The 23,449-nt window shown below is 72.0% G+C and carries 16 protein-coding genes; 1 reads left to right on the top strand and 15 read right to left on the bottom strand.

Features of this window, described 5'->3' with window-relative positions:
• Window positions 1–77: 77 nt before the first annotated feature.
• The 13 genes from NHL53_RS07745 to NHL53_RS07805 form a co-directional block, all read right to left on the bottom strand.
• Window positions 78–2,060, bottom strand: a complete 1,983-nt coding sequence (locus tag NHL53_RS07745; protein ID WP_433776281.1) for a GDSL-type esterase/lipase family protein — start codon at window positions 2,058–2,060, stop codon at window positions 78–80.
• 95 nt (window positions 2,061–2,155) lie between these two features.
• On the bottom strand, window positions 2,156–3,271 hold the full coding sequence (locus NHL53_RS07750) for an LLM class flavin-dependent oxidoreductase (protein ID WP_433776282.1): 1,116 nt from the start codon (window positions 3,269–3,271) through the stop codon (window positions 2,156–2,158).
• Window positions 3,261–4,064, bottom strand: coding sequence for an ABC transporter ATP-binding protein (locus tag NHL53_RS07755; RefSeq protein ID WP_433776283.1), 804 nt, complete (start codon window positions 4,062–4,064; stop codon window positions 3,261–3,263). Before NHL53_RS07755 ends, NHL53_RS07750 begins: the two co-directional genes overlap by 11 nt.
• Window positions 4,061–5,113 (bottom strand): FecCD family ABC transporter permease, encoded by a 1,053-nt coding sequence (locus tag NHL53_RS07760; protein WP_433776284.1) that lies wholly within the window; start codon window positions 5,111–5,113, stop codon window positions 4,061–4,063. The genes NHL53_RS07755 and NHL53_RS07760 overlap by 4 nt, the downstream gene beginning before the upstream one ends.
• Window positions 5,110–6,174, bottom strand: coding sequence for a FecCD family ABC transporter permease (locus tag NHL53_RS07765; protein ID WP_433776285.1), 1,065 nt, complete (start codon window positions 6,172–6,174; stop codon window positions 5,110–5,112). Before NHL53_RS07765 ends, NHL53_RS07760 begins: the two co-directional genes overlap by 4 nt.
• A gap of 9 nt (window positions 6,175–6,183) precedes the next feature.
• Window positions 6,184–7,185 (bottom strand): Fe2+-enterobactin ABC transporter substrate-binding protein, encoded by a 1,002-nt coding sequence (gene fepB / locus NHL53_RS07770; RefSeq protein ID WP_433776286.1) that lies wholly within the window; start codon window positions 7,183–7,185, stop codon window positions 6,184–6,186.
• 92 nt (window positions 7,186–7,277) lie between these two features.
• Window positions 7,278–7,931 carry a CE1759 family FMN reductase gene (locus NHL53_RS07775; protein WP_433776287.1) on the bottom strand — a complete coding sequence of 218 codons (654 nt, stop codon included), beginning with the start codon at window positions 7,929–7,931 and terminating at the stop codon, window positions 7,278–7,280.
• A complete protein-coding gene (locus NHL53_RS07780; RefSeq protein ID WP_433776320.1) occupies window positions 7,928–9,127 on the bottom strand; it encodes an LLM class flavin-dependent oxidoreductase in 1,200 nt (399 codons plus the stop codon). Before NHL53_RS07780 ends, NHL53_RS07775 begins: the two co-directional genes overlap by 4 nt.
• 173 nt (window positions 9,128–9,300) lie before the next feature.
• Window positions 9,301–16,629, bottom strand: a complete 7,329-nt coding sequence (locus tag NHL53_RS07785) for a metallophosphoesterase (RefSeq protein WP_433776288.1) — start codon at window positions 16,627–16,629, stop codon at window positions 9,301–9,303.
• Between the two features lie 386 nt (window positions 16,630–17,015).
• The gene (gene rpsO, locus NHL53_RS07790) at window positions 17,016–17,285 is read right to left on the bottom strand and encodes a 30S ribosomal protein S15 (RefSeq protein ID WP_433776289.1); all 270 of its coding nucleotides are present in this window, start codon (window positions 17,283–17,285) and stop codon (window positions 17,016–17,018) included.
• Window positions 17,286–17,413: 128 nt separating this feature from the next.
• Window positions 17,414–17,962 (bottom strand): YceI family protein, encoded by a 549-nt coding sequence (locus tag NHL53_RS07795; RefSeq protein WP_433776290.1) that lies wholly within the window; start codon window positions 17,960–17,962, stop codon window positions 17,414–17,416.
• 154 nt (window positions 17,963–18,116) lie between these two features.
• Complete coding sequence (locus NHL53_RS07800; protein ID WP_433776291.1) at window positions 18,117–18,488, bottom strand: FKBP-type peptidyl-prolyl cis-trans isomerase; 372 nt, start codon at window positions 18,486–18,488, stop codon at window positions 18,117–18,119.
• A 287-nt stretch (window positions 18,489–18,775) separates the two neighbouring features.
• On the bottom strand, window positions 18,776–19,996 hold the full coding sequence (locus tag NHL53_RS07805) for a PrsW family glutamic-type intramembrane protease (protein ID WP_433776292.1): 1,221 nt from the start codon (window positions 19,994–19,996) through the stop codon (window positions 18,776–18,778).
• Window positions 19,997–20,067: 71 nt separating this feature from the next.
• Here NHL53_RS07805 and NHL53_RS07810 point away from each other — a divergent pair, with 71 nt between their 5' ends.
• The gene (locus tag NHL53_RS07810; RefSeq protein ID WP_433776293.1) at window positions 20,068–20,937 is read left to right on the top strand and encodes a fumarylacetoacetate hydrolase family protein; all 870 of its coding nucleotides are present in this window, start codon (window positions 20,068–20,070) and stop codon (window positions 20,935–20,937) included.
• 63 nt (window positions 20,938–21,000) lie between these two features.
• On the opposite strand, the gene NHL53_RS07815 is transcribed toward NHL53_RS07810, so the two are convergent.
• Both NHL53_RS07815 and NHL53_RS07820 read right to left on the bottom strand, forming a co-directional pair.
• A complete protein-coding gene (locus tag NHL53_RS07815; protein WP_433776294.1) occupies window positions 21,001–22,446 on the bottom strand; it encodes an aspartate ammonia-lyase in 1,446 nt (481 codons plus the stop codon).
• 42 nt (window positions 22,447–22,488) lie between these two features.
• Window positions 22,489–23,379 (bottom strand): metallophosphoesterase, encoded by an 891-nt coding sequence (locus NHL53_RS07820; protein ID WP_433776295.1) that lies wholly within the window; start codon window positions 23,377–23,379, stop codon window positions 22,489–22,491.
• Between the last annotated feature and the right edge of the window lie 70 nt (window positions 23,380–23,449).

The raw sequence follows: 23,449 nt of genomic DNA on the forward strand, positions 1-23,449 counted from the left end.
GTTGAGTTGCGGATCCGCCGCGTGAGGCGGATCCGCGCTCCAGCCTATCAGCGACGCGCCCCGAGCGGGCGCGGTTCTCAGACGCCGCTCGGGTCCTCGGCCCGGCGCCGGTCGCCGCCCCTGCCGGGGATCACCACCCAGTCGTCGTGCTTCGCCGCGATGCCGTCGCCCGCGGTGCGCCCGCGCATGCGGCGCCAGACCCACGGGAGGGCGTGCTCGGTGATCCACGGCCCGCCCTCCGGCTCGTCGCCCGTGTGCAGGGCGTCGTCGAGGCCGCCGAGCGCCTCCGCATCGGGGATGCCCAGCACCTCCGCGGCGCGGTACGAGAGCAGGCGGTGGCCCCGGGAGTGCAGGTGCACGCCGTCGGCGGAGAACATCTCGGCGCCTCCCAGCTCGGGCAGCGCCTCGACGTCGAGCAGGATGCTCCCGGTCTCCCGCGCGATCCGGCGCATCTCGTGCGCGTAGATCGCGAGGCGCCTGGCCAGGGGGCGGGCGAGGCGCAGGCGCGGCAGGAAGGGCGTCACGAGGAGCACGTCGGCGCCCGTCGCGCGCACGCGCCGCACGCTCCGCTCGAGGTCCCGCGCCGTGCGGACGGGATCCGCCAGGTTGCCGACGAGGTCGTTGGACCCCATGAGGATCGAGACGAGATCGGGCCGCAGGGCGAGCGCGTCCGGCACCTGCTCGCGCTCGAGGTCGCGCACGCGCCGGCTGCGCACCGCGAGATTGGCGTAGCGGAAGTCGGAGGCGTCGGACTGCGCGAGGAGCGTGGCGAGGCGATCGGCCCAGCCGCGGAACTGCCCGTCCGCCATGCGCGACGAGTCGTTGAGCCCTTCGGTGAGGGAGTCGCCGAGGGCGACGAAGCGGCGCCAGCGACGCGCGCTCGGGGCGGGGCGGGGGACGACGGGCCGCGTCGCGCCGCGGACCACGAGGCTCTCGTCGAAGCGCCGCAGCCGGATCGCCTCGTCGTAGTGGCCGACCAGCTGATCGGTGAGCGCCGCCCAGGTGCGCCGGGAGACGCTCTCGCGGGCGGCGGCGCCGAACGAGCGCCGCTTGGCCTCGTCGCCGAGGAGATCCTCGACCCGGGAGCGCATGTCGGCGAGATCGCCGGGCGCGTACAGCCAGCCGTCGATCGACGAGCGCACGAGGTCGATCGGCCCGCCTGCCCCCGTCGCGACGACCGGCACGCCGCAGGAGAGCGCCTCCTGCACGGTCTGGCAGAAGGTCTCCGACTCCCCCGGATGCACGAACACGTCGAAGCTCGCGACCGCGCGGGCGAGCTCGTCGCCGCCGAGGAAGCCCGTGAAGACGGCGTCGGGGAGCTCCCGCTCGAGTCGCGGCCGCTCCGGGCCGTCGCCGACGATCACGAGCCGGGCCCCGTCGATCCCGGCCAGCGCCCGGAGGTCCTCGACCTGCTTCTCCGGAGCGAGGCGTCCGACGTAGCCGATGATCCGCTCCCCCGGCGCGATACTCCGCCGCCACGCCTCGCTGCGGCGCTCGGGAGCGAAGCGGATCGCGTCGACGCCCCGCCCCCACCGCCACAGGCGGTCGACGCCCAGCGCGTCGAGCTGCGCCTCCGCGGCGCTCGAGGGGACCAGCGACAGCGTGGCGCGCCGATGCAGGCGGGCGACGTGGCCCTCCGCGAGCGAGGCGACGCCCGGCACGCCGTATCGCGCGGTGTAGGCCACGATGTCTGTCTGGTAGACGGCGACGGTGGGGATCCCCAGCGCCTCGGCCGCGACGACCGCCTGCCAGCCGAGCACGGCGGGCGAGGCGAGGTGCACGACGTCGGCGCGGATCTCCTGCAGCAGCCGCTTGAGCCGAGCGACGGGCGCGAGCCCCACCCGCACGTCCGGGTAGCTCGGCAGGGGCAGGGAGCGCAGCCACGTCGTCCGCGCGGCGGCGTCCACGGCGACGAGGTCGTCCGTCCGCCCCGGTGCGCGCGGCGCGATGATCCGCACCTCGTGACCCTGCCGCTCGAGATGGCGCACGACCTGCAGGACGGAGTTCGTGACCCCGTTCATGTGCGGAAGGAAGGACTCGGCCACGATCGCGACGCGCATGCGACCAGGATCCCTCCGGCTCGCCCGCGCGCGCAGGGGGATCCGGGAGGGTTCCCCGGAGGTTCATCCCCCGCCTCCCGGCGTTCACGCGCCGGCTACGGAGCGGCGGCCCCGCCCCGCATCGCCGCGCGCAGGTCGTCCGTCGGCGGCACGAGCCGTCCGCGGGCCGCGAGCGTCGGGATCACCCGCTCGGCGAGGAGGTCGATGGATCCCCTGTGCCCGTACGGCAGGGCGATGACGCCGTCGGCCGCGCCGGCGTCGAGACGACGGATGATCTCGTCGACGGCGTCCTGCGGGGTGCCGACGACCGTCGCGTGCGCGGCCCCGCCGCCGGTCGATGCGCGCGCCTGCGCGTAGAGCTCCTCGGCGTCGATGCGGCTCTCGGCGAGGCAGAGCACGAGACCGGGGAGCACGCGCACCGCTCCCGGCTCGCGTCCCCACGCCGCGGTCCTCTCGGCGAGATCCTCCCGCAGCGCCGCCCCCGCATCGACGTCGGCCGTCATGGCGAAGATCGCGTCGGCGTCGGCCGCCGCCAGCTCCCTCGACGCGGGAGACCCGCCCGCGTGCAGAAGCGGCATCGGATCGTCTCGCCATGCGGGGACGGTGAGCGGCCCGGACACGTCGAACCGCCCCGCCGGCTCGATCCGGACGGTGCTCTCCGGGTCGGCGAACACCCCGCCCTCCCGGTCGATGCGGAGCGCCGAAGCCGGGTAGCTCGCCTGCAGGCGCCGGACGACCGCGATCATGTCGCGCGCATCGCGGTATCCGTCGTCCGCAGGCGCCGCGGCGTCGGAGAAGTTCCCGGCTCCCGCGCGCGAGGTCACGGCATTCCACCCGGCGCGACCCCGCGAGATCCGGTCGAGCGACTGGAGCTCCCGCGCGACGAGGTAGGGCGGCGCGAACCTCGTCGAGTACGTGGGCACGAGGCCGATGCGATCGGTCTCCCTGGCGATCGCCGTCATGAGCACGATCGGGTCGAGGCCCGTCGCGCCGGGCCACTCGCGGAGGACGGAGGGGTCGAGCGCGAGGTGGTCGGGGCGGAAGACGAAGGCGGCGCCCGCGGCCTCCGCCGCCTGCGCCGCCGCGATGAGGGCGTCGCCCGAGAGCACGGCCTCGACATCGCTGTCGCCCCTGCGCCAGGCCGCTCCCCGCAGCCATGTCGGCGAGAGCGAGAGGCCGACGACCGCCCGCTCCGTCGGCTCAGCCGCCATCGGCGCCGGCTCTGCTCGCGATGGGGATCACGAGGGGCATGCCGAACACGGGGTCGGGGACGATGCGCGCCTCGAGGCCGAAGACGTCGGCGACGAGCTCCTCCGTCAGCACCGCCGCGGGCTCCCCCGTCGCCGCGACCCGGCCGTCGCTCATGACGACGAGGTGATCCGCGTAGCGCGCGGCCTGCGCGAGGTCGTGCAGCACGAGCACGATCGTCCGTCCGTCGTCGCGATTGAGGGCGCGCACCAGCTCGAGCACCTCGAGCTGGTGCGCGATGTCGAGGTACGTGGTGGGCTCGTCGAGGAGCATCACGGGGGCGTCCTGCGCGAGCAGCATCGCGATCCACACCCGCTGGCGCTGGCCGCCAGACAGCTCGTCGACGCCTCGCGACCCGAGCTCGGAGACGTTCGTCGCGGCCATGGCGCGCGAGGTCGCCCGCGCGTCGTCCGCCGACCACTGCTGGAGGAGATGCTGATGCGGGAAGCGCCCGCGGGCCACGAGATCGGCCACCGTGATCCCGCCAGGAGCCTGGGAGGTCTGGGGCAGCAGCGCGAGCCGCCGGGCGAGCTCCTTGCCGCCGAGCCGCCGGATGTCCTCCCCCTCCAGGAGCACGCGCCCCTCCCGCGGCGAGAGCAGCCGGGAGAGCGCCCGCAGGGCGGTCGACTTCCCGCAGCCGTTCGGTCCGACGATCGCCGTGATCCGCCCGTGCGGGATCTCGAGATCGAGCCCGGTCGAGATGACGCGGCCGTCGTAGGCGAGCGTGAGGCCCTGAGCCTCGAGCGCCGTGGTCATACGCGCACCGTTCCCTTGCGTGTGAGGAGCCAGATGAGATAGAGGCCGCCGATGATGCCCGTGACGCGGCCGATGGGCACGACGGCGTCGATCGGCAGGATCTGCGCGGCGAGGTCGGAGACGACGAGGAGGCAGGCCCCCATCGCCGCCGCGCCGACGATCGGCACGCCGCTGCCGCGCGACAGGCGCTGCACGAGCTGCGGGGCCGCGAGCGCGACGAACGCGATGGGGCCGCACGCGGCGGTCGCCGCGGCCGCGAGCAGCACGCCGCAGAAGATGAGGACGACGCGCACCCGCTCGACGCGCACGCCGAGCTGGGCCGCGAGATCGTCCCCCATCTCGGCGAGCGTCGCGCGGCGGCCGAGGAGCGCGATCACGGGGAGCACGACGACGCACGCCACCCCGACGGGGATCGCGTGCTCCCACCCGCGCGCGTCGAGCGATCCGGAGAGCCAGAGGTTCGCCTGCACGGCCTGGTCGAGGTCGCCCATGACGAGCAGCAGCCCGTTGACGGCCTGCAGCACGGCGCCCGCGCCGATGCCGACGAGGATCAGCCGGTACCCGCCCGTGACGCCGCCGCGCACGGCGAGCAGGTAGACGACGAGGGCCGTGACGATGCCGCCGACGAAGGCGCCGATCGCGACCTGCACGCTGCCCGCCTGGAAGACGACGATCTGCACGATCGCGCCGGTGGCCGCGCCCGTCGTGAACCCGATGATCTCCGGGCTGCCGAGGGCGTTGCGCGACACCGACTGGAACACCGCTCCGGACGCGCCGAGGGCCACGCCGGCGAGCAGCGCCGTGACGACACGCGGCAGCCGGATGCCCTGGACGACCTTGACGTGCATCGGCTCGCCGGAGCCGGCGAGCGCGCCGATCGCCTCCCCGATGGTGAGGGAGGCGGTGCCGACGGTGAGGGCGACGACCCCGGCGGCGAGCGCCGCGAGCGCGACGATCGCGGTCGTCAGGGCCACCCGGGGGTGCAGGACGATCGAGAGGCGTCCGACGCGGAGCAGGCGGCCGGAGGGCGGGGCGAGATGAGCGGTCACAGCGTCGCGATCCTCTTCCGGCGGACGAGCCAGACGAACAGGGGACCGCCGAGGATGGCGATCATGATGCCGACGCTCACCTCGCGCCCCGGCACGACGATGCGCCCGAGCGCGTCGGCGCCGACGACGAGGAGGGCGCCGATGAGCGCCGAGTAGGGCAGCACCCAGCGGTGGCTCGCACCGACGAGGAGGCGAGCGAGGTGCGGGGCGGCGAGGCCGAGGAACACGACGGGGCCCGCGGCGGCCGTCGCGGCGCCCGCGAGCACGATGACGACGACGCCCGCGACCGACCAGACGACCGCGGGATTCGCGCCGAGGGCGCGCGCCGTGTCCTCTCCGAGCACGGCGGCGTCGAGCGCGCGGGCGAGGAGGACGGCGCCGACGATGCCGACGACCGCGAGGACCGAGACCGCGGCGAGGACGTCGTACCCGCGCCCCGAGAGGGAGCCGACCATCCAGAACCGGAACCGGTTGAAGACGTCGGGCGAGGCGTTGACCAGCACGAGCTGCGTCGCCGCCATGAGCACGGCGGACGAGGCGGCGCCCGCGAGCACGAGGCGCACCGGGTTGGTGCCCGTGCGCGCGCCGCCGAGCAGGTACACGACCGCTCCCGCGACGGCCGCTCCGACCAGGCCGAGCCACGTGTAGTGCCAGACGCTCGTCAGGCCGACGGCGATGCCCGTGGCGATCGCGAAGGCGGCGCCGCCGTTGACGCCGAGGATGCCGGGCTCGGCGAGCGGGTTGCGGGTGAGCGCCTGCATGACCGCCCCCGCGAGGCCGAGGCACACCCCCACGAGGAGGCCGAGGATCGTGCGCGGCGTGCGCTGGAGCTGCGCGAGCAGGTGCTGCGCGTCGTCGGGGTCGAAGGCGACGAACGACCGCAGCGTCTCGCCGGGCGGGATCGCGACGGGCCCGACGCCGACGCTCACGAACGACACCGCGACGATCGCGAGCACGAGCGCGACGATCCCGGCGACCCGCGCCGAGACGCGACCGCGCGCCGGAGCGCCCGACGCGTCGTCGGGCGCTCCGGTCGCACGCGGCGCGACTGCCGTGGGCACGCGTCCGGCTCAGCCGAAGATGTCGGCGATGTGCTCGACGACCTCGGTCGCGCTGTAGAGGTCCATGCGGAACGAGTTGAGGCCGAGGCCGTACACCTGCCCCGCCTTGACGGACGGCACGTTCGCGAGGACGGGGTCGGAGGCGAAGCCCTCCTCGGCGGCCGCGTCGTCGGCGGACAGGATGAAGGTCGTCTCCGCCGTGAGCTCGGTGAGGTGCTCGTACTCGGAGAACACGAAGTCGGCGCGCTCCTGGGGCTGCGTGTGCCACGCGGCGTCCGGCTCCTCGACGGTGAAGCCCAGGGACGTCAGCAGCTCGCCCTGCGCGCCGCCGGCGCGGCCGATGGGGCTGTTCTGCCCGGCGCCGTTGTAGGAGACGATGTTCGCCTCGCCCTCGGGGACGGTGATGGCGGCGGCGGTCTCGTCGACCAGCGCGTCGAACTCCTCCACGGCGGCCGCGGCCTCGACCTCGAGCCCCGTCGCCTCGCCGAGCTCGACGGCGAGATCCTGCCACGTCTGCTCGCCGTAGTCGACGACGACGACCGGTGCGATGTCCTGGAGGTCGGCGACCTGGTCGGCCACCGAGTCGGCTCCGGTCGCGGCCACGACGATCAGGTCGGGCTCGGCGACGAGCGCGGCCTCGAGGTCGATCGTTCCCGCGGACCACACGGACTCGACGCCGCGCTCCTCGGCGATGTTCGCCCACTGGGCGAAGAAGTCGCCGTTGCCGTCGGCGCCGGAGTGCGTCACCGGGGCGTCGATCGCGAGAAGGGTGCCCGTCGCGGTCACCGAGGTCGACAGGATGTTCTCCGGCTGGGCCGGGATCTCCGTCTGGGTGCCGTCGGCGTTCTCGAAGGTGCGGGGCCACTCCCCCGACGACTCCTCCTGCGGCGCGTCGCCGGACGCGTCCGGCTCCTCGGCCTGGTCGCTCGAGCAGGCGGCGAGCGAGACGCCCGCGGTGACGACGACGAGGGCGGCGGCGGTGCGCCGCAGAGTCGCGGAGAGTGTGGCCATGAGACTTCCTTCGCATGATGCTGTGCGCCCGGGGGTCCCGGGACCGAAGGACAGCCTAACTTTAGGTAAGCCTCACCTGTCAAACCGGCGGGTCATCCCCGCGCCGGGAGATCCCCCAGGAGATCGGCGAACGACCGTCCCGCGCCGAGGTAGGCCTCCGGATCCAGCGGATCCGCCGCGGCGCGTCGCGCGGGCGAACCCGCGAGGCGCGCGACGAGCTCCGCGGCGGCGCGATCGATGCGCCCCTGCAGCGGAGCGACGCGATCGGCGCCGTCGCCCCAGTCGGCGCTCGCCGCGAACACCCCGGTCGGGACGGGGTCGGCGCGCAGGTGCGCGAACAGGGGCCGCATGCCGTGCTCGATCACGAGGGAGTGGCGCGCCGTGCCGCCCGTCGCCGCGAGCAGCACGGGCATGCCGGCGAGCGCGTCGCGGTCGAGCACGTCGACCCAGCTCTTGAAGAGCCCCGAGACGCCGGCCGAGAACACCGGGGAGACCGCGATGAGCGCGTCGGCCGTCGCCACCCGCTCGTGCGCCTCGGCGAGCGGCGCCGGAGCGAATCCGGTGAGCATCGCGTTCGTCACGTCGTGCGCGAGGCCGCGCAGCTCGATGCGGCGCACCTCCGCCTCGACGCCCTGCGCCCCCAGCCCCCGAGCCGTCGCCTGCGCGAGCCGGTCGGCGAGCATCCGGGTGGACGACGGATCCGAGAGCCCCGCCGAGACGACCGCGATCGCCCGCTCGGCGCTCATCGCTCCGCCGCCGTCCCGAAGGCCGCGCCGCCCCGCTCCGGGACGACGTCCTCGTAGGGGGAGCCGCCCGTCACGTTGTCGCCGCGGTTCGCGCGCGGGCGCGCCTCGCGCGGGGCCCCGTCGCCGTACGCCTCGCGCACGCGCGCCGCATGGGTCGGGGCGTCGGGGACGGCCTCGGGCCGGTCGCGACGCAGCTCGCGGCGCAGCACCGGGACGACCTCCTCGCCGAGGAGGTCGATCTGCTCGAGCACCATCTTCAGGGGCATGCCCGCGTGGTCGATGAGGAACAGCTGCCGCTGGTAGTCGCCGAACAGGTCGCGCATCGAGGCGTAGCGGTCGATCACCTGCTGCGGGGATCCGACGGTCAGGGGCGTCATCTGCGTGAAGTCCTCCATCGAGGGCCCGTTCCCGTAGACGGGCGCGCTGTCGAAGTACGGCCGGAAGCGGTCCACGGCGTCCTGCGAGCGCTTCGCCATGAACACCTGGCCGCCGAGGCCGACGATCGCCGTCTCCGGGGATCCGTGCCCGTAGTGCTCCCAGCGCTGGCGGTACAGCCCGATGAGGCGCTGATAGTGCTGCGCCGGCCAGAAGATGTTGTTCGCGAAGAACCCGTCTCCGTAGTAGGCCGCCTGCTCGGCGATCTCCGGCGTGCGGATCGATCCGTGCCAGACGAAGGGCGCCACGCCGTCGAGGGGCCGGGGGGTCGAGGTGAACCCGCTGAGCGCGGTGCGGAAGCGCCCCTCCCAGTCGACGACGTCCTCGTCCCAGAGCCGGCGCAGGAGGGCGTAGTTCTCGACGGCGAGGGGAAGCCCCTCCCGGATGTCCTTGCCGAACCAGGGGTACACGGGCCCCGTGTTGCCGCGCCCCATCACGAGGTCGAGGCGCCCGCCCGCGAGGATCTGCAGCATCGCGTAGTCCTCGGCGATCTTCACCGGATCGTTCGTGGTGATGAGCGTCGTCGCGGTCGAGAGGATCAGCCGCTCGGTCTGGGCGGCGATGTACGCGAGGGTCGTGGTGGGGGACGAGGAGAAGAACGGCGGGTTGTGATGCTCGCCGAGGGCGAAGACGTCGAGGCCCGCCTCCTCCGCGTGCCGCGCGATGGCGACGACGTCGCGGATCCTCTCGGGCTCGCTCGGCGTGATCCCCGTCACCGGGTCGCGCGTGATGTCGCTCACGCTGAAGAGGCCGAACTGCATTCCCGGCCAGGCAGGGGCGTCGCTCATCGGAGGTCTCCGTTCATTTTATATTCGCGTGAATCTATATTGTGCAACACCCCGTTCTCCGAAGCTATTCCGCGCGCCGAACGCGACGAAAGGGGGCGAGAGCGCGGATCGCGCTCTGCCCCCTTCCGCTGTGCCAGAAGCCCGGCTCAGACCTCCGCGTGCCGACGGCGACGCACCAGGCGCACCGCTCCCAGCCCGGCCAGCAGGAGGACGCCTGCCAGAACGATGCCGGAGATGATCAGACCGGGATCCGTTCCCGTCTGGAGCAGACGACCGCTCAGCCCGTTGTCGCCGGAGCCGTCCTCGCCGGCGCCGCCGTCATCTGATGCGCCGCCGGAACCGTCGCCGCCGGGGCCGGTCGAGTCGTCGCCGGAGCCACCGTCGCCGGGTCCGGTCGAGTCGTCGTCCGCGCCGGAGGCGATCTGCAGGGCGAGGGTGGCGACGTCCGCCCCGTCCCGGCTCGCCGCGAGGGTGTACGCGCCGGGGGCGGCCGACTCCGGGATCGACGCGGTGACGGCGAAACTGCCCTCGTCATCGGCGGTGACGGGCCCGAGGTCGATCCCGCCGGGGCGCAGCCCGAGCTCGTAGGCCCCTCCCGGGAGGAAACCGGTCCCCCGGATCGTGATCTCGCCGCCGGGAACCAGCTCGCCCGAGACCGAGAGGCGGGCTTCTGCTTCCTCGTCGTCGTCGGTTCCGGAGACGACCTCGACCTCGTTGGACGCATCCGACTCCGCCGACCACCCGGCGACGTTACGGGCGAGCACCGTCGCCGAGTACGTGCCCGGTGCGAGGTCGGCGAACGTCGCCTGACGCACGCCGGAGTCGACCGTGAGCGTGGTGCCGTCGCTGAGCCGCACCTCGTACGCCTCCACGGGCGCGCCGCCGTCCGACTCCGGAGCGTCCCACACCACCGTCACCCCGCTGCCGCGGGCTTCGGCCATCACGCCCTGCGGGGCGCTCGGCGCCTCGGCCCCGGTGACGGCGAAGGTGCTCACGGTGCTGCGGGTCACGTGCCCGGCGCCGTCGCGCAGCTCGGCGTACCACTCGTAGTCCGCGTTCGGGTGGACGCCGAGCAGCTGGACGCTCGCCGGCTCGTCGCCGATCACGGTCTGCGCCGGTCCGATCTGAGCGGGCTCGCCGACCGCGAGGGTCAGCGACTCCGTGGCGAGGGTGCGCTCGGTGGTCCCGCCGAAGTCGAGCTCGAGGACGAAGTTCTCGCTGTCGGCTCCGTGGAATCCGGCGATGTCGGACTCGGAGATCTCCTGATGCCACGGCCCATCGGACGTGCGCGTGTCGAGATACGGCGAGTAGGTGTTGGCGTACAGCAGCCCGTTCTCGGCGTCGACGTTCAGCGACCGGAAGAACTGCTGGCCTCCGTAGACGCGCCCCTGATAGTCGGTCAGGATGCCGAACACCTGCGCGTCGTCGGCGGCTGTGCGCGAGGCCACGCCCGTGCCGGTGATGTGACCGCCGAGCACGAGCTTCACGTTCGGGAACGGGTCGACCAGCTGGCTGGTGACGTTGTCGTTCGCCCAGCGGTTCGCGCCGGTGTCCACGGACTGGTGCGCGGCGATGATCACCGCGTGGTCCGGGTGCTGCTCGATGACCTCGCGAGCCCACGACAGGCCGTCGCGGTCGGCGTTGTCGGACGAGAAGAAGCCGAGCGTCAGGAGCAGGATGTCCGCTCCGCCGATCTCACCGGTGTAGTAGTAGTTGTCGATGTCGTGGCTGCCGCCGAAGGTCCACGGCGAGCCCTCCAGGCTGGAGGCGAAGCGCTCCATCGGGTAGTGCTTCGGGAGCATCACGCGGTTGTTGCGCCCGTCGGAGTAGTCGTGGTTGCCCCACGACACCATGTACGGGACCCCGGCCTCGTCCAGCTGCGACATCCCCCGCTCGGCGTTGTGCCACTGGTACTCCTGCGACAGGTACTCGCGGTTCACGAGGTCTCCCGCGTGCAGGACCATCGAGGTCTTGCGCTCCTCCGCGCGCCCTGCGACGTAGCTCATCTGGTCGGCGAACATCTGCGGGGTCGCCTGCGTGTACAGCTGCGTGTCGGGGATGTGGTCGAGCGCCCAGTCGTAGTCGGCGACGTCGGGCTCCTGCTCGTAGTCGTGATCGGCTCCGAACGGCTCGGCGGTCAGACCGCGCCAGACGAGCAGATGCAGGGTGCGGTCGCCGGAGACGGCGCCCTCGTCGGAGCGCGCCTCGACATCGAGCTCGATGCTGCCTCCGTCGCGATCCGCGTCGGTCGCCTTGAGCTTCCACTCCTCGATGGTGTGGTCGTAGACGTACGCCGAGACGCGGCGATCGTCGCCGGTGCCGTTCCAGACGAGGTGGAAGCTCTCCTCCGCGGCCTGCTGCTCGGTGAGGCTCACCTCGTAGATCTGGTACGGGTTGGCGTCGGTCCCCACCGTCGTCGGCAGCGTCTCGCCGGAGACCGTGCCGGACGACGGGGTCAGCGCCGCCGGCGTGCGATCCGCGGTGGATCCCGAGCGCACGACCGTGTTCTCCGCGTCGAGCGCGACGAGCTCGTCGGCGTAGAAGGTCGCCTCCACCTGTTCCCGGCTCTCCGTGCGCGGCGTGGCGGTGAGGTCGATCTCCGTCGCGCTCGGGGTGGCCTCGGCGGAGGTGTCCGACACCTCGGGCTTCGCCGGGGCGGTGGTGTCCTCGATGGTCAGGCCGACCCGCACGGTGTCGGAGCTGCCGCTGTCCGTCGTGGCGCGCAGCTCGACGTCGTGCTCGCCCGTGATGTCCACGGGGATCTGCTCGCGGAACACGCCGGCGTCGACGGTCTCCGAGAACACCTCGGTCCCGGCGACCCGCCCGGTGAGCGTGGCGCGCTCGCTGACGCTGCCGGCGAACTCGACCAGGCCCGCCTCGACCTCGGTCCCCGTCGTCGGGGTGCCCACGACGAGGGTGACGGGCTCGTCGGCGCGCGAGGTGCGCTCGCCGGACGACACCGCGTCGCCCAGATAGTTCGCGTGGCGGAACGCTTCGAAGTCGGGCGTGAACGCGACCCCGGCGATCTGGACCTCGTCGATCACGCCGTGGAAGGGAGAGGACAGCTCGCCGTCGCCGGTGTCGTCGTCGCCGATCGTGGTGCGCACGCCGTGGTCGCCGAAGGTGGTGCGGTACTCGACCATCTCGCTGTGCACCTCCTCGCCGTCGATGAACACGGAGTACGTCATGCCGTCGTACACCTGCGTCACGAGGTGCGGCTCGCCGTCCAGCGGGATGTCGTAGCGGCCGCTGATGTCGACGTCGCCGAACTCGAAGCTGTTCCCGGCGAGGCGCGTGCCCACACGGGAGTCGTTCGCGACGACGCCCTGCCAGAACGACGTGCGTCCGTCGCCCGTCGCGCTCTCCTTCGCGATGATGGGGGCGTCGTCCGAGAGCGCCTCGATGTCGTCTGCCGTCAGCGAGTAGACCCCGCTGATGCTGATCCGGTCGGCGTCGCCGCCGATGTCCCCCGGGTACTGAAGACGGGAGCCCTCGAAGCGCGCCTGACCGGTGCCGCGGTCCGAGACCGCGGTCTCGAGGTCGGCGCCGACGAGCGTGCCGGTCGCCGTTCCGGTGGAGTCGACCTCGTCGCTTCCCGCGGTGCGATCGTCGCCGAAGTGCTCGACGAGCGCGTAGTCGCCTTCCCAGACCCGTGCCGGATCGTTCGCGGTCTTGCCGCCGCCGAAGTAGGTCCACAGCACGGCGGCCTCCTCGGCCGGCAGCTGGGCGGCCCTGACCCAGACCGCGGAGGTGCCGCCGACGTTCCACGTCTCGATCTCGTAGGGCAGCGGCACGCCGCTCTCGGAGAAGACGGCGAGCGTCGCCGGGTCGACGTCGGGGGTGTCGTCGATCCTCAGCTGGACGGGCACGTCCTGGAAGGACGAGCGGGTGTCGTTGCGCACCGTGACAGTCTGACGCTGCTCGGCGTCGGCCTTCGCCCAGGCGACGACGCTGCCGTCAGTCGAGACGAGGCCGGTCAGCTCGCGCAGGCGGCTCTCCGCGGCCTCCAGCGCGGGGAGTCCCTCGAGAGCGTCACGCTGGCCGGGGCGGAGGGCGTCGACCGCGGCGCGGGCGCTCCGCACGGCGTCTGCGTCGCCGACGGTGAGCTCGTCGACCCCAGGGAGAGCCGAGATCCCCGCCTCCACCGGCGCGAGTGAGCGATCGATGCCGAAGCTCTCGAACAGCCGCGGGCTGCTCTCGTTGCGGATGTCGTACATCCCGACCGTGAGCTGATCGTCCGTGACCTCGATGGACGCGAAGTTCTGCGTCTCCTGCGCGCCCGTGCGGTCGAACAGCTGCAGGTACTCCTCCAGGTCGAATCCGCGGGCGCTGGTCTTCTGGTCGTAGCGCTTCGCTCCGGCGGTGTTCGGCAGGAGGAAGATCGTCCCCTCGGGGTCGACGGTGTACTCGATCCGCTTGCCGTTGATCATCTCGGTGTACACGGTGGTCTCCACCGCCCGCGCCTGCTGGACGCCGTCGGGGTCGTGAGCGAGCACCTTCGTCCTGCTCATCACGTGGTCGTGCCCCTGGAGCACGAGATCGATCCCGACCTCGTCGATGATCGGCATGAGCACCTCGCGCATCGCCACCACATCGTGGTCGTCGAGATGGTTCGCGGTGGTGTACGGGCCCTTGTGCATCGAGAGGATCAGCCAGCTCGCGCCGGCCTCACGAGCGGCGAGCGCGTCCTGGCGCAGCCATTCCGCCTGCGCGTCGGTGATCGCCTGGGTGCCCTCCTGGTTGGTGCAGCAGTCCTCGTTGGTGTTCAGCACCATGAAGTGGGCGTCGTTGTAGTCGAACGAGTAGTAGATGCCGCGGTCGGTGTCCTGGTCGTTCGGCTGCTCGAGCGTGAAGTGGTTCCGGAACACCGAGTACGCCTCGTCGTGGTTGCCCGACGCCGGTGCGAGCGTGGTGCTCATCAGCGTCTGCCGCGCCGAGTCGAGCAGGTCGCTCCAGTCCTGTTCCCGCGCGCCCGACTCGACCAGGTCGCCGCTGTGCACCATGAACTCCGCGGCCGGCACGGCGGCCAGCGACTTCGCCATGGTCGCCGCCGAGAGCTCGGCCTCGGCGAGGTTCTGGGACTGCGTGTCGGTGAGGGCGACGAAGCTGAAGTCGCCGGTGCCCTGCGCCGTCTGGAACGTCCCTGCGGTGCTCCAGACCTCGTTCTCGGGATCGCCGAGACGATAGTGGTAGCGGGTGCCGGGCTGGAGATCCTCGGCGACGGCGCGGTAGAACGTCTCACCGGACTCGCTGCTCTCCCGCACCGCCTCGATCTCGAACGTCGACGCCCCCTCGGGGAACTCCCGGTCGGTGCTGACGCGCACCACGGCGGTGTCGCTGGAGACGGTCGAGTACCAGGTGAACGCGCGCCCCGTGGACGCGTCGCCGTAGAAGGTGGTGGTGACGCGGTTCGGGATCTCCCCGGGCATCACGTACTTCGGCACCGGGTGGCCGAGCTCGTCATCCCAGCGCCAGTCCTCGGCGAAGTCCCATCCGTTGGCCTCGTAGGTGGCCCGCTGCGCGAGCTGCTCGGCGCTGCGGTCGGCGCCGTGCTGGTTCTTCGTGCCGGCGCCCGCGACGACGTCGCCTCCGACCGAGATGGCCGCGTTGGCGAGGTTGTCGGAGGCGGTCCAGCCGTCGTATCCGGTGTAGCCGACGATGCGGCCGGTGAAGCCGTCGATCCTGCCGTCGTACGAGATCGAGCCGTCGTAGGCCACATTGCCTGTGAAGGCCGACCGGGTGCTCGGGTTGCCCGGGTAGGCGACGACGAAGGCGGCGTCGGTGCCGCGCTCGCCGTCGGCGCCGCCGGGGCGCTGCACGGTCAGCTGCGCCTCGACGAGGTTGTCGGCGATCACCGCCTCGTTCTTCGAGTACGCCACCGCACCGCCCGGCATCCGATCGGCGACGGCATCGACCCGGACCCAGTTCCCGGAGACCACGCCGCCGTCCATCTCGGCGACCAGCCCGGCCGCCTTCTCGGCGTTCGGCGCGTCGAGGTCGATGTCGACGAGCGTGTTCCCGGAGATCGTCGACCGGACGGAGCTCACCGCGAGTCCCGCGACGAACTGCGTCCCCTCGCCCTGGTCGGCGGTGACGCCGTCGAGCACGAGGTGGCGCACGGTCGCCTCGTGGAGCTCGCGGATGAACCCGAGCGAGGCTCCCTCGCCGCCGGGGCCGTAGACCAGACCGGCGATGCGGTGCCCGGCGCCGTCGAACACGCCCTCGAAGCGGTCGATTCCGGGCCAGTGCCCCCGGGAGGAGAAGTCGAGGTCCGCGCTGAGCAGATAGTGCTTGTCGCCGGCGTAGGTCGCGTCGTCGGCGTTGAGCCGCGCGGCGAGGAACTCGAGGTCGTCCTCCGAGGCGATCTCGAACGGAAGTTCGGCGGTGCCGTCGCCGTAGAGGGCGTAGACGAAGGCCGGCACCGGGTGGCCGAGCTCGTCGTCCCACGACCATGCGCCGGCGAGGTCCCATCCCAGGTCCTCGTACGTCGCGGGGTCGGCGAGCTGCTCCGCCGTGGCGTCCGCTCCGTGCTGGCCCTTCGTGCCGGGGCCTTCGACCGGGGCGCCGCCGATCTCGATCGCGGAGTTCGCGAGGTTGTCGCTCGCCGTCCACCCGTCGTACCCGGTGTAGCCGACGACGCGGCCGGCGAAGCCGTCGATCCTGCCCTGGTAGTCGATCGACCCGGAGAGGACGACGTTGCCGGAGAAGACCGATCCGCCGCTCGGGCTGCCCGGGTAGTTGGCGATCATCCCGGCGTCGATGCCTCGGCTGCCCTCGGCGCCGCCGTCCTCGACGACGGTGAGGTCGGCGGCGACCAGGCTGTCGCTGATCGTGACGCCGTTCTTCGAGTAGGCCGCGATGCCGCCCGCCATCTTGTTCGCGGTGATCTCCGCATCGACCCAGCTGTTCGAGACGGCGCCGCCGTCCAGCTCGGCCACGATGCCGGCGACCTTCTCCGCGTTGGTCGCGGTCAGCGTCGCGTCGAGCACGGAGATGCCCGTCATCGTCGAGTCCCTCGAGACCACGGCCATGCCCGACACGAAGTCGGAGAGCGTGCCGTTGTCGGCTTCGACGCCGTCGACGGTCAGATTGCGCACGGTCGCGTCATTGAGCTCGCGAAAGAAGCCGAGCCGGTTCGAGCTCGCGCTGGGGCCGTAGACGATGTCGCTGATGGTGTGGCCGGCGCCCTCGAACACGCCGCGGAAGGCGTCGATCCCCTCGAAGGTCTCTCCCCCGAAATCGATGTCGGCGGTGAGCCGGTACACCGACGAGCCGTAGACGCCGGAGTTGTCGTTGATCGCCTCGGCGACCGCGCGCAGATCGTCGGCGGAGCCGATCTGATAGGGCGAGCGGACGGAGCCGTCTCCGTCGATGTCCCAGCTCTCATCCGCCATCGCCGCAGGGGCGACGACGGCGCCGGTGACGATCAGCGCGCCGCCGCCGATGGCGGCGACGAGACGAGAGAACCACGGCATGCGGGAACGGGGACGATTCATGGAGGCGGCCTTCGAGGAGGTGGCGACGGGGGAAGGACTCCCCGCATGGTGCGCGCGGGGAGGAACGACGGCGCGACACGCGCCTTCTGGAGTGAACCGGCGGGAGAGGAACGTCGTCCGTCGCGATGGCAAACGCACGGGGAACGGACGGCGAACCCGCCGGTCATCCGGATCTGATATGGAGGCGGATCAGGCACGACGGCGGGCACGGCCCCGACGATTCCGGCGACGCGCACTCCACCTCCCGCGCCGATGCCGGCTCCGCGGGGACGGCGAAAGCCCCGTCCCCTCCGGAATGATCCGGCGGAGGGAACGGGGCTTTCGAGAAGACGATTGAACGCTGGTGCGCTCTGCTGTCTGCGTGCTTAGCGGCGGAGTCCGAGACGCTCGATCAGCGCGCGGTAGCGCGAGATGTCGGTCTTCTGGAGGTAGCCGAGCAGGCGGCGGCGCTGACCGACGAGCAGGAACAGGCCACGACGCGAGTGGTGGTCGTGCTTGTGCTCCTTGAGGTGCTCCGTGAGGTCCTTGATGCGCTGCGACAGCATCGCGACCTGCACCTCGGGGGAACCGGTGTCACCGGGGTGCGTCGCGTACTCTTCGATGATCGCCTTCTTGACGCTAGCTTCGAGTGCCATAGAACCGATCCCCTTCCTCTTGTTGCGCGGCGCCCGTCACAGGATGTGCGAGCTCTCTTTCTCCGCGGCCGATCTGACGGCAACCAGGAAAGCTTACCCCATCGAGCGGGATCCGCCCATTCGGGACGTCAGGCCTGAAGGGCGCCCTGCAGGTCGAGCGTGATCTTCACGTCCTTGCCGACGAGCACGCCGCCCGTCTCGAGCGCGGCGTTCCAGGTCAGGCCGAACTGCTCGCGGTCGATCGTCGTCGTCCCGGTCGCGCCGGCCTTGTAGTTGCCCCACGGGTCGACGCCGAAGCCGCCGAGCTCCAGATCGAAGGTCACGGGGCGCGTCACGCCCTTGATCTCGAGGTCGCCGTCGACGACGAAGCCGCCGGACGCCTCGCGCACGCCGGTGGAGCGGAAGGAGATCGTGGGGTGGTTCTCGGCGTCGAAGAAGTCGGCGCTGCGCAGGTGCGCGTCGCGCCCCTCGTCGCCCGTGTCGATCGACGCGACGTCGGCGGTCGCCGTCACGGTCGCCTCGAGCGGGTTCTCGGGCAGCACGATCGTCGCCTCCTTGACCGCGAACTGACCGCGGACCTTCGAGATCATCATGTGGCGGACCTCGAAGCCGACCTCGCTGTGGGCCGCGTCGAGAACGTAGGTGCCGGGACGGTATCCGGGGATGTCGATGGTCATGAGAGCTCCTTGCTGATGTGGCGTCGAGGCCGCGTTCGCGGTGACGGCTCCAGGCTAATCATGCAGGTGAATGTATTCAAGTGCATCCTGTTAGGAGACGGAACGCGAAAGGGCCCCGAGAGATTCCCGGGGCCCTGTCACGTCGACGCCTGCGTCAGGCGGCGTCGATGAGGTCGATGATGAAGATGAGCGTCTTCCCGCTGAGGAAGTGCCCCGCGCCGGCGGGACCGTAGGCGAGCTCGGGCGGGATCGTCAGCTGGCGGCGCCCGCCGACCTTCATGCCGGGGATGCCCTCCTGCCAGCCCTTGATGAGCATGCCGAGCGGGAACTGCGCGGGCTCGCCGCGGTTCCAGGACGAGTCGAACTCCTCGCCGGTGTCGTACTCGACACCCGCGTAGTGGATCGTGACGGTCGCGCCGGGGGACGCCTCGGCGCCTTCGCCGACGATGATGTCGCGGATCTCGAGCTCGGCCGGGGCCGGCCCGTCGGGGGCGTCGAACTCGGGCTTCGTGCGGTCTGCAGTCATGACTCCATCCAACCCGGACTCGGAGCCGCCCGTCAAAGCCGCGACGCGCGTTGCCACGAAACGCATAGGCCCGAGACGGCGATCAGCCCCCGGGCCTCGGCACTGCCTGAGAGCCGTCGGGGGCTGATCTGTGCGGATAAGGATGCGACAGCGGATCCGCCCTGTCAAGGGGGTCGCGCGAAGAGCCGGGTCGGCCGCGTCAGACGCGCGCGATGCGGAGCGTGCGCACCTCGAAGGGGCGGAGGGCGCGCTCCTCGTCCCGGCTGGCGGTTCCGGGGCGCCCGGCCTCAGTGCGCCGGGCGGACGATCTGCGCGAGGAGCTGCTGGCGAGTCGCCATCATGCGCGTGAGGAGCACGCGCTCGTCGTCCGATGCGCGGGGGTCCCGCCCCGACACCACGCGCTGGCGGGCGCCCGCGAGGCGCGCGCCGTCGTGGATGAAAGAGCGCATGAGCTGCGGACCGCCCGGCACGCCCCGTGCCCAGGAAAGCCCCGCCTTCGCCCCCTGCCGGGTCGAGAGGAGATCCGCCTCCTGCCGCGAGAACCAGCCGGCGGAGACGTAGTCCTCGAGGCGCCGACGCCGCACGCGCATCTCCTCGCGGCGCAGCGAGATCGCGCCGACGACGAGCAGGGCGAACATCGGCACCTGCAGCAGCACGTAGACGACGAGGAAGTTCGCGAACTCGGTCGATCCGTTCCAGAACGCGTGCAGCGCCATCGCGACGACGAGGCCCGCCGCCCAGAACCCGAAGACGCTGCGGCCCCTGCGCACCGCGAGCCCCATGAGGAACCCGCACGCGCCCGTGAAGATGATGTGCGAGAACGGCGACATCATGCCGCGCATCACGAACGTGACCCCGAGATCGACGGCCCCGCCCTCGATCAGCGCGACCGCGAAGTACTGGATGTTCTCGACGAACGCGAAGCCCGCGCCGATGAGCGCGCCGTACACGACCCCGTCGAGCGGGCCGTCGATCGCCCGCCGCCCCATGACGCTCAGCACGAGCAGTCCGGCGCACTTCAGGAGCTCCTCGATGACGGGAGCCTGCACGACCGATCCGAACACCGTGCTCTCGGCGAGCGCCGGGGAGACGACGGCGACGAGGAAGCTGACGACGAGCGTGCCGATGATCGACACGCTGGCGCCCCACAGGCACGCGAACACGAGCAGGCCGCGCGGCTCCGGCTCCCACCGGTCGAGCCACAGCAGCGCCAGGACGACGAGCACGAAGGGCGCGAGGGCGAGCGCGAACCCCACCGTCGACCCCGCCGGTCCGATGAACCACAGGAAGTAGGCCACGACGCTCACCGCGGTGATCCCGATGACGAACCACAGCCACGGCCACACCGTGCGCCCCGAGCGCGCGAGATCCGCGGGAGGAGGGGCGACGGGGAGGTGCGGCTCGGCGGCGGGAGCCGGCGCGATCCGGTCCGGCAGCATCCGCTCAGGCTGCGCGAACACGGTCGGGTACGCGGATCCGACAAGCGGGTTCTCGTGTCCAGGGGCCATGATCCGAGATCCTACGCGGCGAGCGCGCACGCCCCCGGGCGCGGGCCCCTCCCGCCGGTAGGGTGGGGACCATGCGCTTCGCACACGTCACGCTCCCCGATGCCGCCGGCCCGACCCTCGTCGAGGTCTCCGAGGACGGCGCCGTCCCCGTCTCCGTGCTCGTGGACGGAGGAGCCACCCGGCTCGAGCAGCTCATCGCCGGCGGAGACGAGGCGCTGGACGCCGTGCGGGCCGCGGCGAGCGCGTACGCCGGCCCCCGCACGCCCCTCGCCGACGTCGTCTTCTCCCCCGCGGTCATGACGCCCCCCGCGATCATGGCGGTCGGCCTCAACTACGCCGCGCACTCGGGCGAGCTGAGCCTCAAGACCGACGACACCCCCACGGTGTTCACGCTCTGGCCCAACTCCCTCGCGGGCCACGGGGGCACGACCACCTGGTCGCGCGCGCAGACCGCGTCTGTCGACTACGAGGCCGAGCTGGGCGTCGTCATCGGCCGTCCGGCGAAGGACGTCGACGAGGCCTCCGCGCTCGACCACGTCTTCGGCTACACGGTCGTCAACGACATCTCGGCGCGCGACATCCAGTACTCCGAAGCGCAGTGGTGCCGCTGCAAGTCGCTCGACGGCTTCACCCCCGTCGGCCCGTTCGTCGTCACCCGCGACGAGATCCCCGACCCCCAGAGCCTCCACATCTGGACCCGCGTCGACGACCAGATCGTCCAGGACGCGTCCACCGGCCAGATGGTGCGCAGCGTCGCGACGCTCATCGCCCACCTGTCGCGCGGCATCACCCTCATGCCAGGCACCCTCATCCCCACCGGCTCCCCCGGCGGATCCGGCTACTCGCGCGACCCGCAGATCCTGCTGCGCGACGGATCCACCGTGACGGTCGCCGTGGACGGGATCGGCGAGCTCACGACGCGCTGCGCGACGACCGACTGACCCGCGGAATGCGAGAGGGCGCCGCATCCGACGGATGCGGCGCCCTCTCGTCTGCGCGGGCTCCTACGGCAGGTCCTCCGGCGAGATGATCGGGATCGCCGTGGTGATCGGCTCCAGCCCCGACAGGCGCTGCGGGCGCAGCTGCTTCTCGACCTCGGCGCGGTCCATAAGCCCCGCCTCGACCACGAGATCGGCGACGTTGCGATTCGTCAGCAGCGCCGTCTTGGCGAGCGCCGCGGCCGCCGAGTAGCCGATGAACGGGGTGAGCGCGGTGATGACGCCCACGCTCGATCCGACCATCGCGCCGAGCCGCTCGGTGTTGGCCGTGATGCCCTCGACGCAGTGCACGCGCAGCATGATCATCGCCTGGCGCATCCACGTGATCGACTGGAACAGCGAGTGGGCGATGACCGGCTCGAACGCGTTGAGCTGCAGCTGCCCCGCCTCGACCGCCATCGTGACGGTCGTGTCGGATCCCGCCACGGCGAACGCGACCTGGTTGACCGCCTCCGGGATCACCGGGTTGACCTTGCCGGGCATGATGCTCGACCCCGCCTGCTGGGCGGGCAGGTTGATCTCGCCGAGGCCGGCCTGCGGGCCGGACGACAGCAGGCGCAGGTCGTTGCAGATCTTCGAGAGCTTGATCGCGGTGCGCTTGATCGCGCCCGAGAACGACATGAACGCGCCCGTGTCGCTCGTCGCCTCGATGAGGTCGTTCGCCGTGCGCAGCGGGAGCCCCGAGATGTCGGCGAGATGCGCCCGCACCGCCTCGGCGTACCCCGGGGGCACGGTGATGCCCGTGCCGATCGCCGTCGCGCCCATGTTGATCTCGAGCAGCAGCTTCGAGTTGTCGCTCTGCCGGTGCCAGTCCTGCCCGAGGGACGTGGCGAAGCCGCCGAACTCCTGTCCGAGGGTCATCGGCACGGCGTCCTGCAGCTGCGTGCGGCCCACCTTGAGGACGTCCTGGAACTCCTCGCCCTTGCGCGCGAAGGCATGGCGCAGGTCGTCGAGGGCGTCGAGGGCCGACACGTGCACGAGGAGGATGCCGATCTTGAGCGCCGTCGGGTAGACGTCGTTCGTCGACTGCGACCGGTTGGTGTGGTCGTTCGGGGAGAGGTAGTCGTAGTCGCCCTTCTCCCTGCCCGCCATCTCGAGCGCGATGTTCGTGATGACCTCGTTCGCGCACATGTTCGTCGAGGTGCCCGCGCCGCCCTGGATGACGCCCACGCAGAACTCGTCGTGGAACTCCCCGTCGATCACGCGCTGAGCCGCGCGGTCGATGAGGTCCGCGCGATCGGCGTCGAGCACGCCCAGCTCCCGGTTCGCGCGCGCCGCGGCCTGCTTGACCATGGCGAGCGCCGTCACGAGCTCGGGATAGACGGAGATGGGGCGCTTCGTGATGTCGAAGTTCTCACGGGCTCGGAGGGTGTGGATGCCCCAGTAGGCTTCGGCGGGGATCTCCCGACTGCCGAGGGAATCTGTCTCGATACGCGTCGTCGCGGATGTCATGGCTCCCAGGCTATGCCCGGAACCGGGGAAGCCGCTCCCGGCTCACCGGCGCTTGCGGGAGAAGGCCGCGAGCCGCTCGTCCGGCGTCATCGCGTCGAGCGCCGCGTACCACTCCGGCGTGAAGAACTCCGCCGGGTCGGCGGCCTCCACCGGCACGACGGTCGCCGTCACCTGGTCGTCGTGCACGTGCACGAGATGGAACGACTGCCCCGCGTCCATCCCGTTCACCTCGCGGGGCGGACGGACGACGTCCATCGAGTAGCAGCTCGCCGACGCGACGAACGTCGGCGCGCCCGCGAAGGATCCCGTCATCGCGTAGTGCAGGTGCCCGGCGAGGATCGCCCGCACGTCCGACCCGCGGACGACCTCGGCGAGCGAGCGCTGGTCGCGCAGCTCGAGGATGTCGAACATCGGCACGTGGCTGGGCAACGGCGGGTGATGCAGGGCGAGGATCGTGCCGAGCGGCGCGGGCCGCGCGAGCTCGGATCCCAGCCAGGCGAGCTGCTCGTCGCCGATCTCGCCGTGATGCCAGCCGGGGACGGTCGAGTCGAGCGCGATGATGCGGAGCCCGTCGAGGTCCGCCACGCTCGTGATCGGCCGCTCGTCGGCCGAGAGCCCGAGCAGCTCCGCGCGCATCGCCGGCCGCTCGTCGTGGTTGCCCGCGACCCAGATCAGCCGCGCCCCGAGCCGTTCCGCGACCGGCTCCACGGCGGCGGCGAGCGCCCGGTATGCGTCGGGCTCGCCCAGGTCCGTGAGATCCCCCGTCACGACGATCGCGTCGGCGGATCCGAGCCGCTCGAGCCGCGCCAGCAGACGGTCGAGGCCGGCGGTCGCGTCCCACGCGCCGCCGATCAGAGCCCCCGCCGCGAGCAGGTGGGTGTCGCTGAGGTGGACGATGGTGCGCGCCGCCGCCGGGTGCTGGCCGTACTGCATGGGGCCACGGTACCCGCCCGCGGCCGAGTTCGCCGCCCGCTCCGCGCCGCACCGCGTCCCCTCCCGCCCG

This window comes from Microbacterium sp. gxy059 (assembly GCF_050958665.1).
Lineage (GTDB): Bacteria > Actinomycetota > Actinomycetes > Actinomycetales > Microbacteriaceae > Microbacterium.

What these genes read in the sequence shown, in the direction of transcription:
- NHL53_RS07745 (WP_433776281.1), bottom strand. Translation starts at nt 2,060, where the DNA reads ATGCGCGTCGCGATCGTGGCCGAGTCCTTCCTTCCGCACATGAACGGG.
- NHL53_RS07750 (WP_433776282.1), bottom strand. Translation starts at nt 3,271, where the DNA reads ATGGCGGCTGAGCCGACGGAGCGGGCGGTCGTCGGCCTCTCGCTCTCG.
- NHL53_RS07755 (WP_433776283.1), bottom strand. Translation starts at nt 4,064, where the DNA reads ATGACCACGGCGCTCGAGGCTCAGGGCCTCACGCTCGCCTACGACGGC.
- fepB (WP_433776286.1), bottom strand. Translation starts at nt 7,185, where the DNA reads ATGGCCACACTCTCCGCGACTCTGCGGCGCACCGCCGCCGCCCTCGTC.
- NHL53_RS07775 (WP_433776287.1), bottom strand. Translation starts at nt 7,931, where the DNA reads ATGAGCGCCGAGCGGGCGATCGCGGTCGTCTCGGCGGGGCTCTCGGAT.
- NHL53_RS07780 (WP_433776320.1), bottom strand. Translation starts at nt 9,127, where the DNA reads ATGCAGTTCGGCCTCTTCAGCGTGAGCGACATCACGCGCGACCCGGTG.
- NHL53_RS07785 (WP_433776288.1), bottom strand. Translation starts at nt 16,629, where the DNA reads ATGCCGTGGTTCTCTCGTCTCGTCGCCGCCATCGGCGGCGGCGCGCTG.
- rpsO (WP_433776289.1), bottom strand. Translation starts at nt 17,285, where the DNA reads ATGGCACTCGAAGCTAGCGTCAAGAAGGCGATCATCGAAGAGTACGCG.
- NHL53_RS07795 (WP_433776290.1), bottom strand. Translation starts at nt 17,962, where the DNA reads ATGACCATCGACATCCCCGGATACCGTCCCGGCACCTACGTTCTCGAC.
- NHL53_RS07800 (WP_433776291.1), bottom strand. Translation starts at nt 18,488, where the DNA reads ATGACTGCAGACCGCACGAAGCCCGAGTTCGACGCCCCCGACGGGCCG.
- NHL53_RS07805 (WP_433776292.1), bottom strand. Translation starts at nt 19,996, where the DNA reads ATGGCCCCTGGACACGAGAACCCGCTTGTCGGATCCGCGTACCCGACC.
- NHL53_RS07810 (WP_433776293.1), top strand. Translation starts at nt 20,068, where the DNA reads ATGCGCTTCGCACACGTCACGCTCCCCGATGCCGCCGGCCCGACCCTC.
- NHL53_RS07815 (WP_433776294.1), bottom strand. Translation starts at nt 22,446, where the DNA reads ATGACATCCGCGACGACGCGTATCGAGACAGATTCCCTCGGCAGTCGG.
- NHL53_RS07820 (WP_433776295.1), bottom strand. Translation starts at nt 23,379, where the DNA reads ATGCAGTACGGCCAGCACCCGGCGGCGGCGCGCACCATCGTCCACCTC.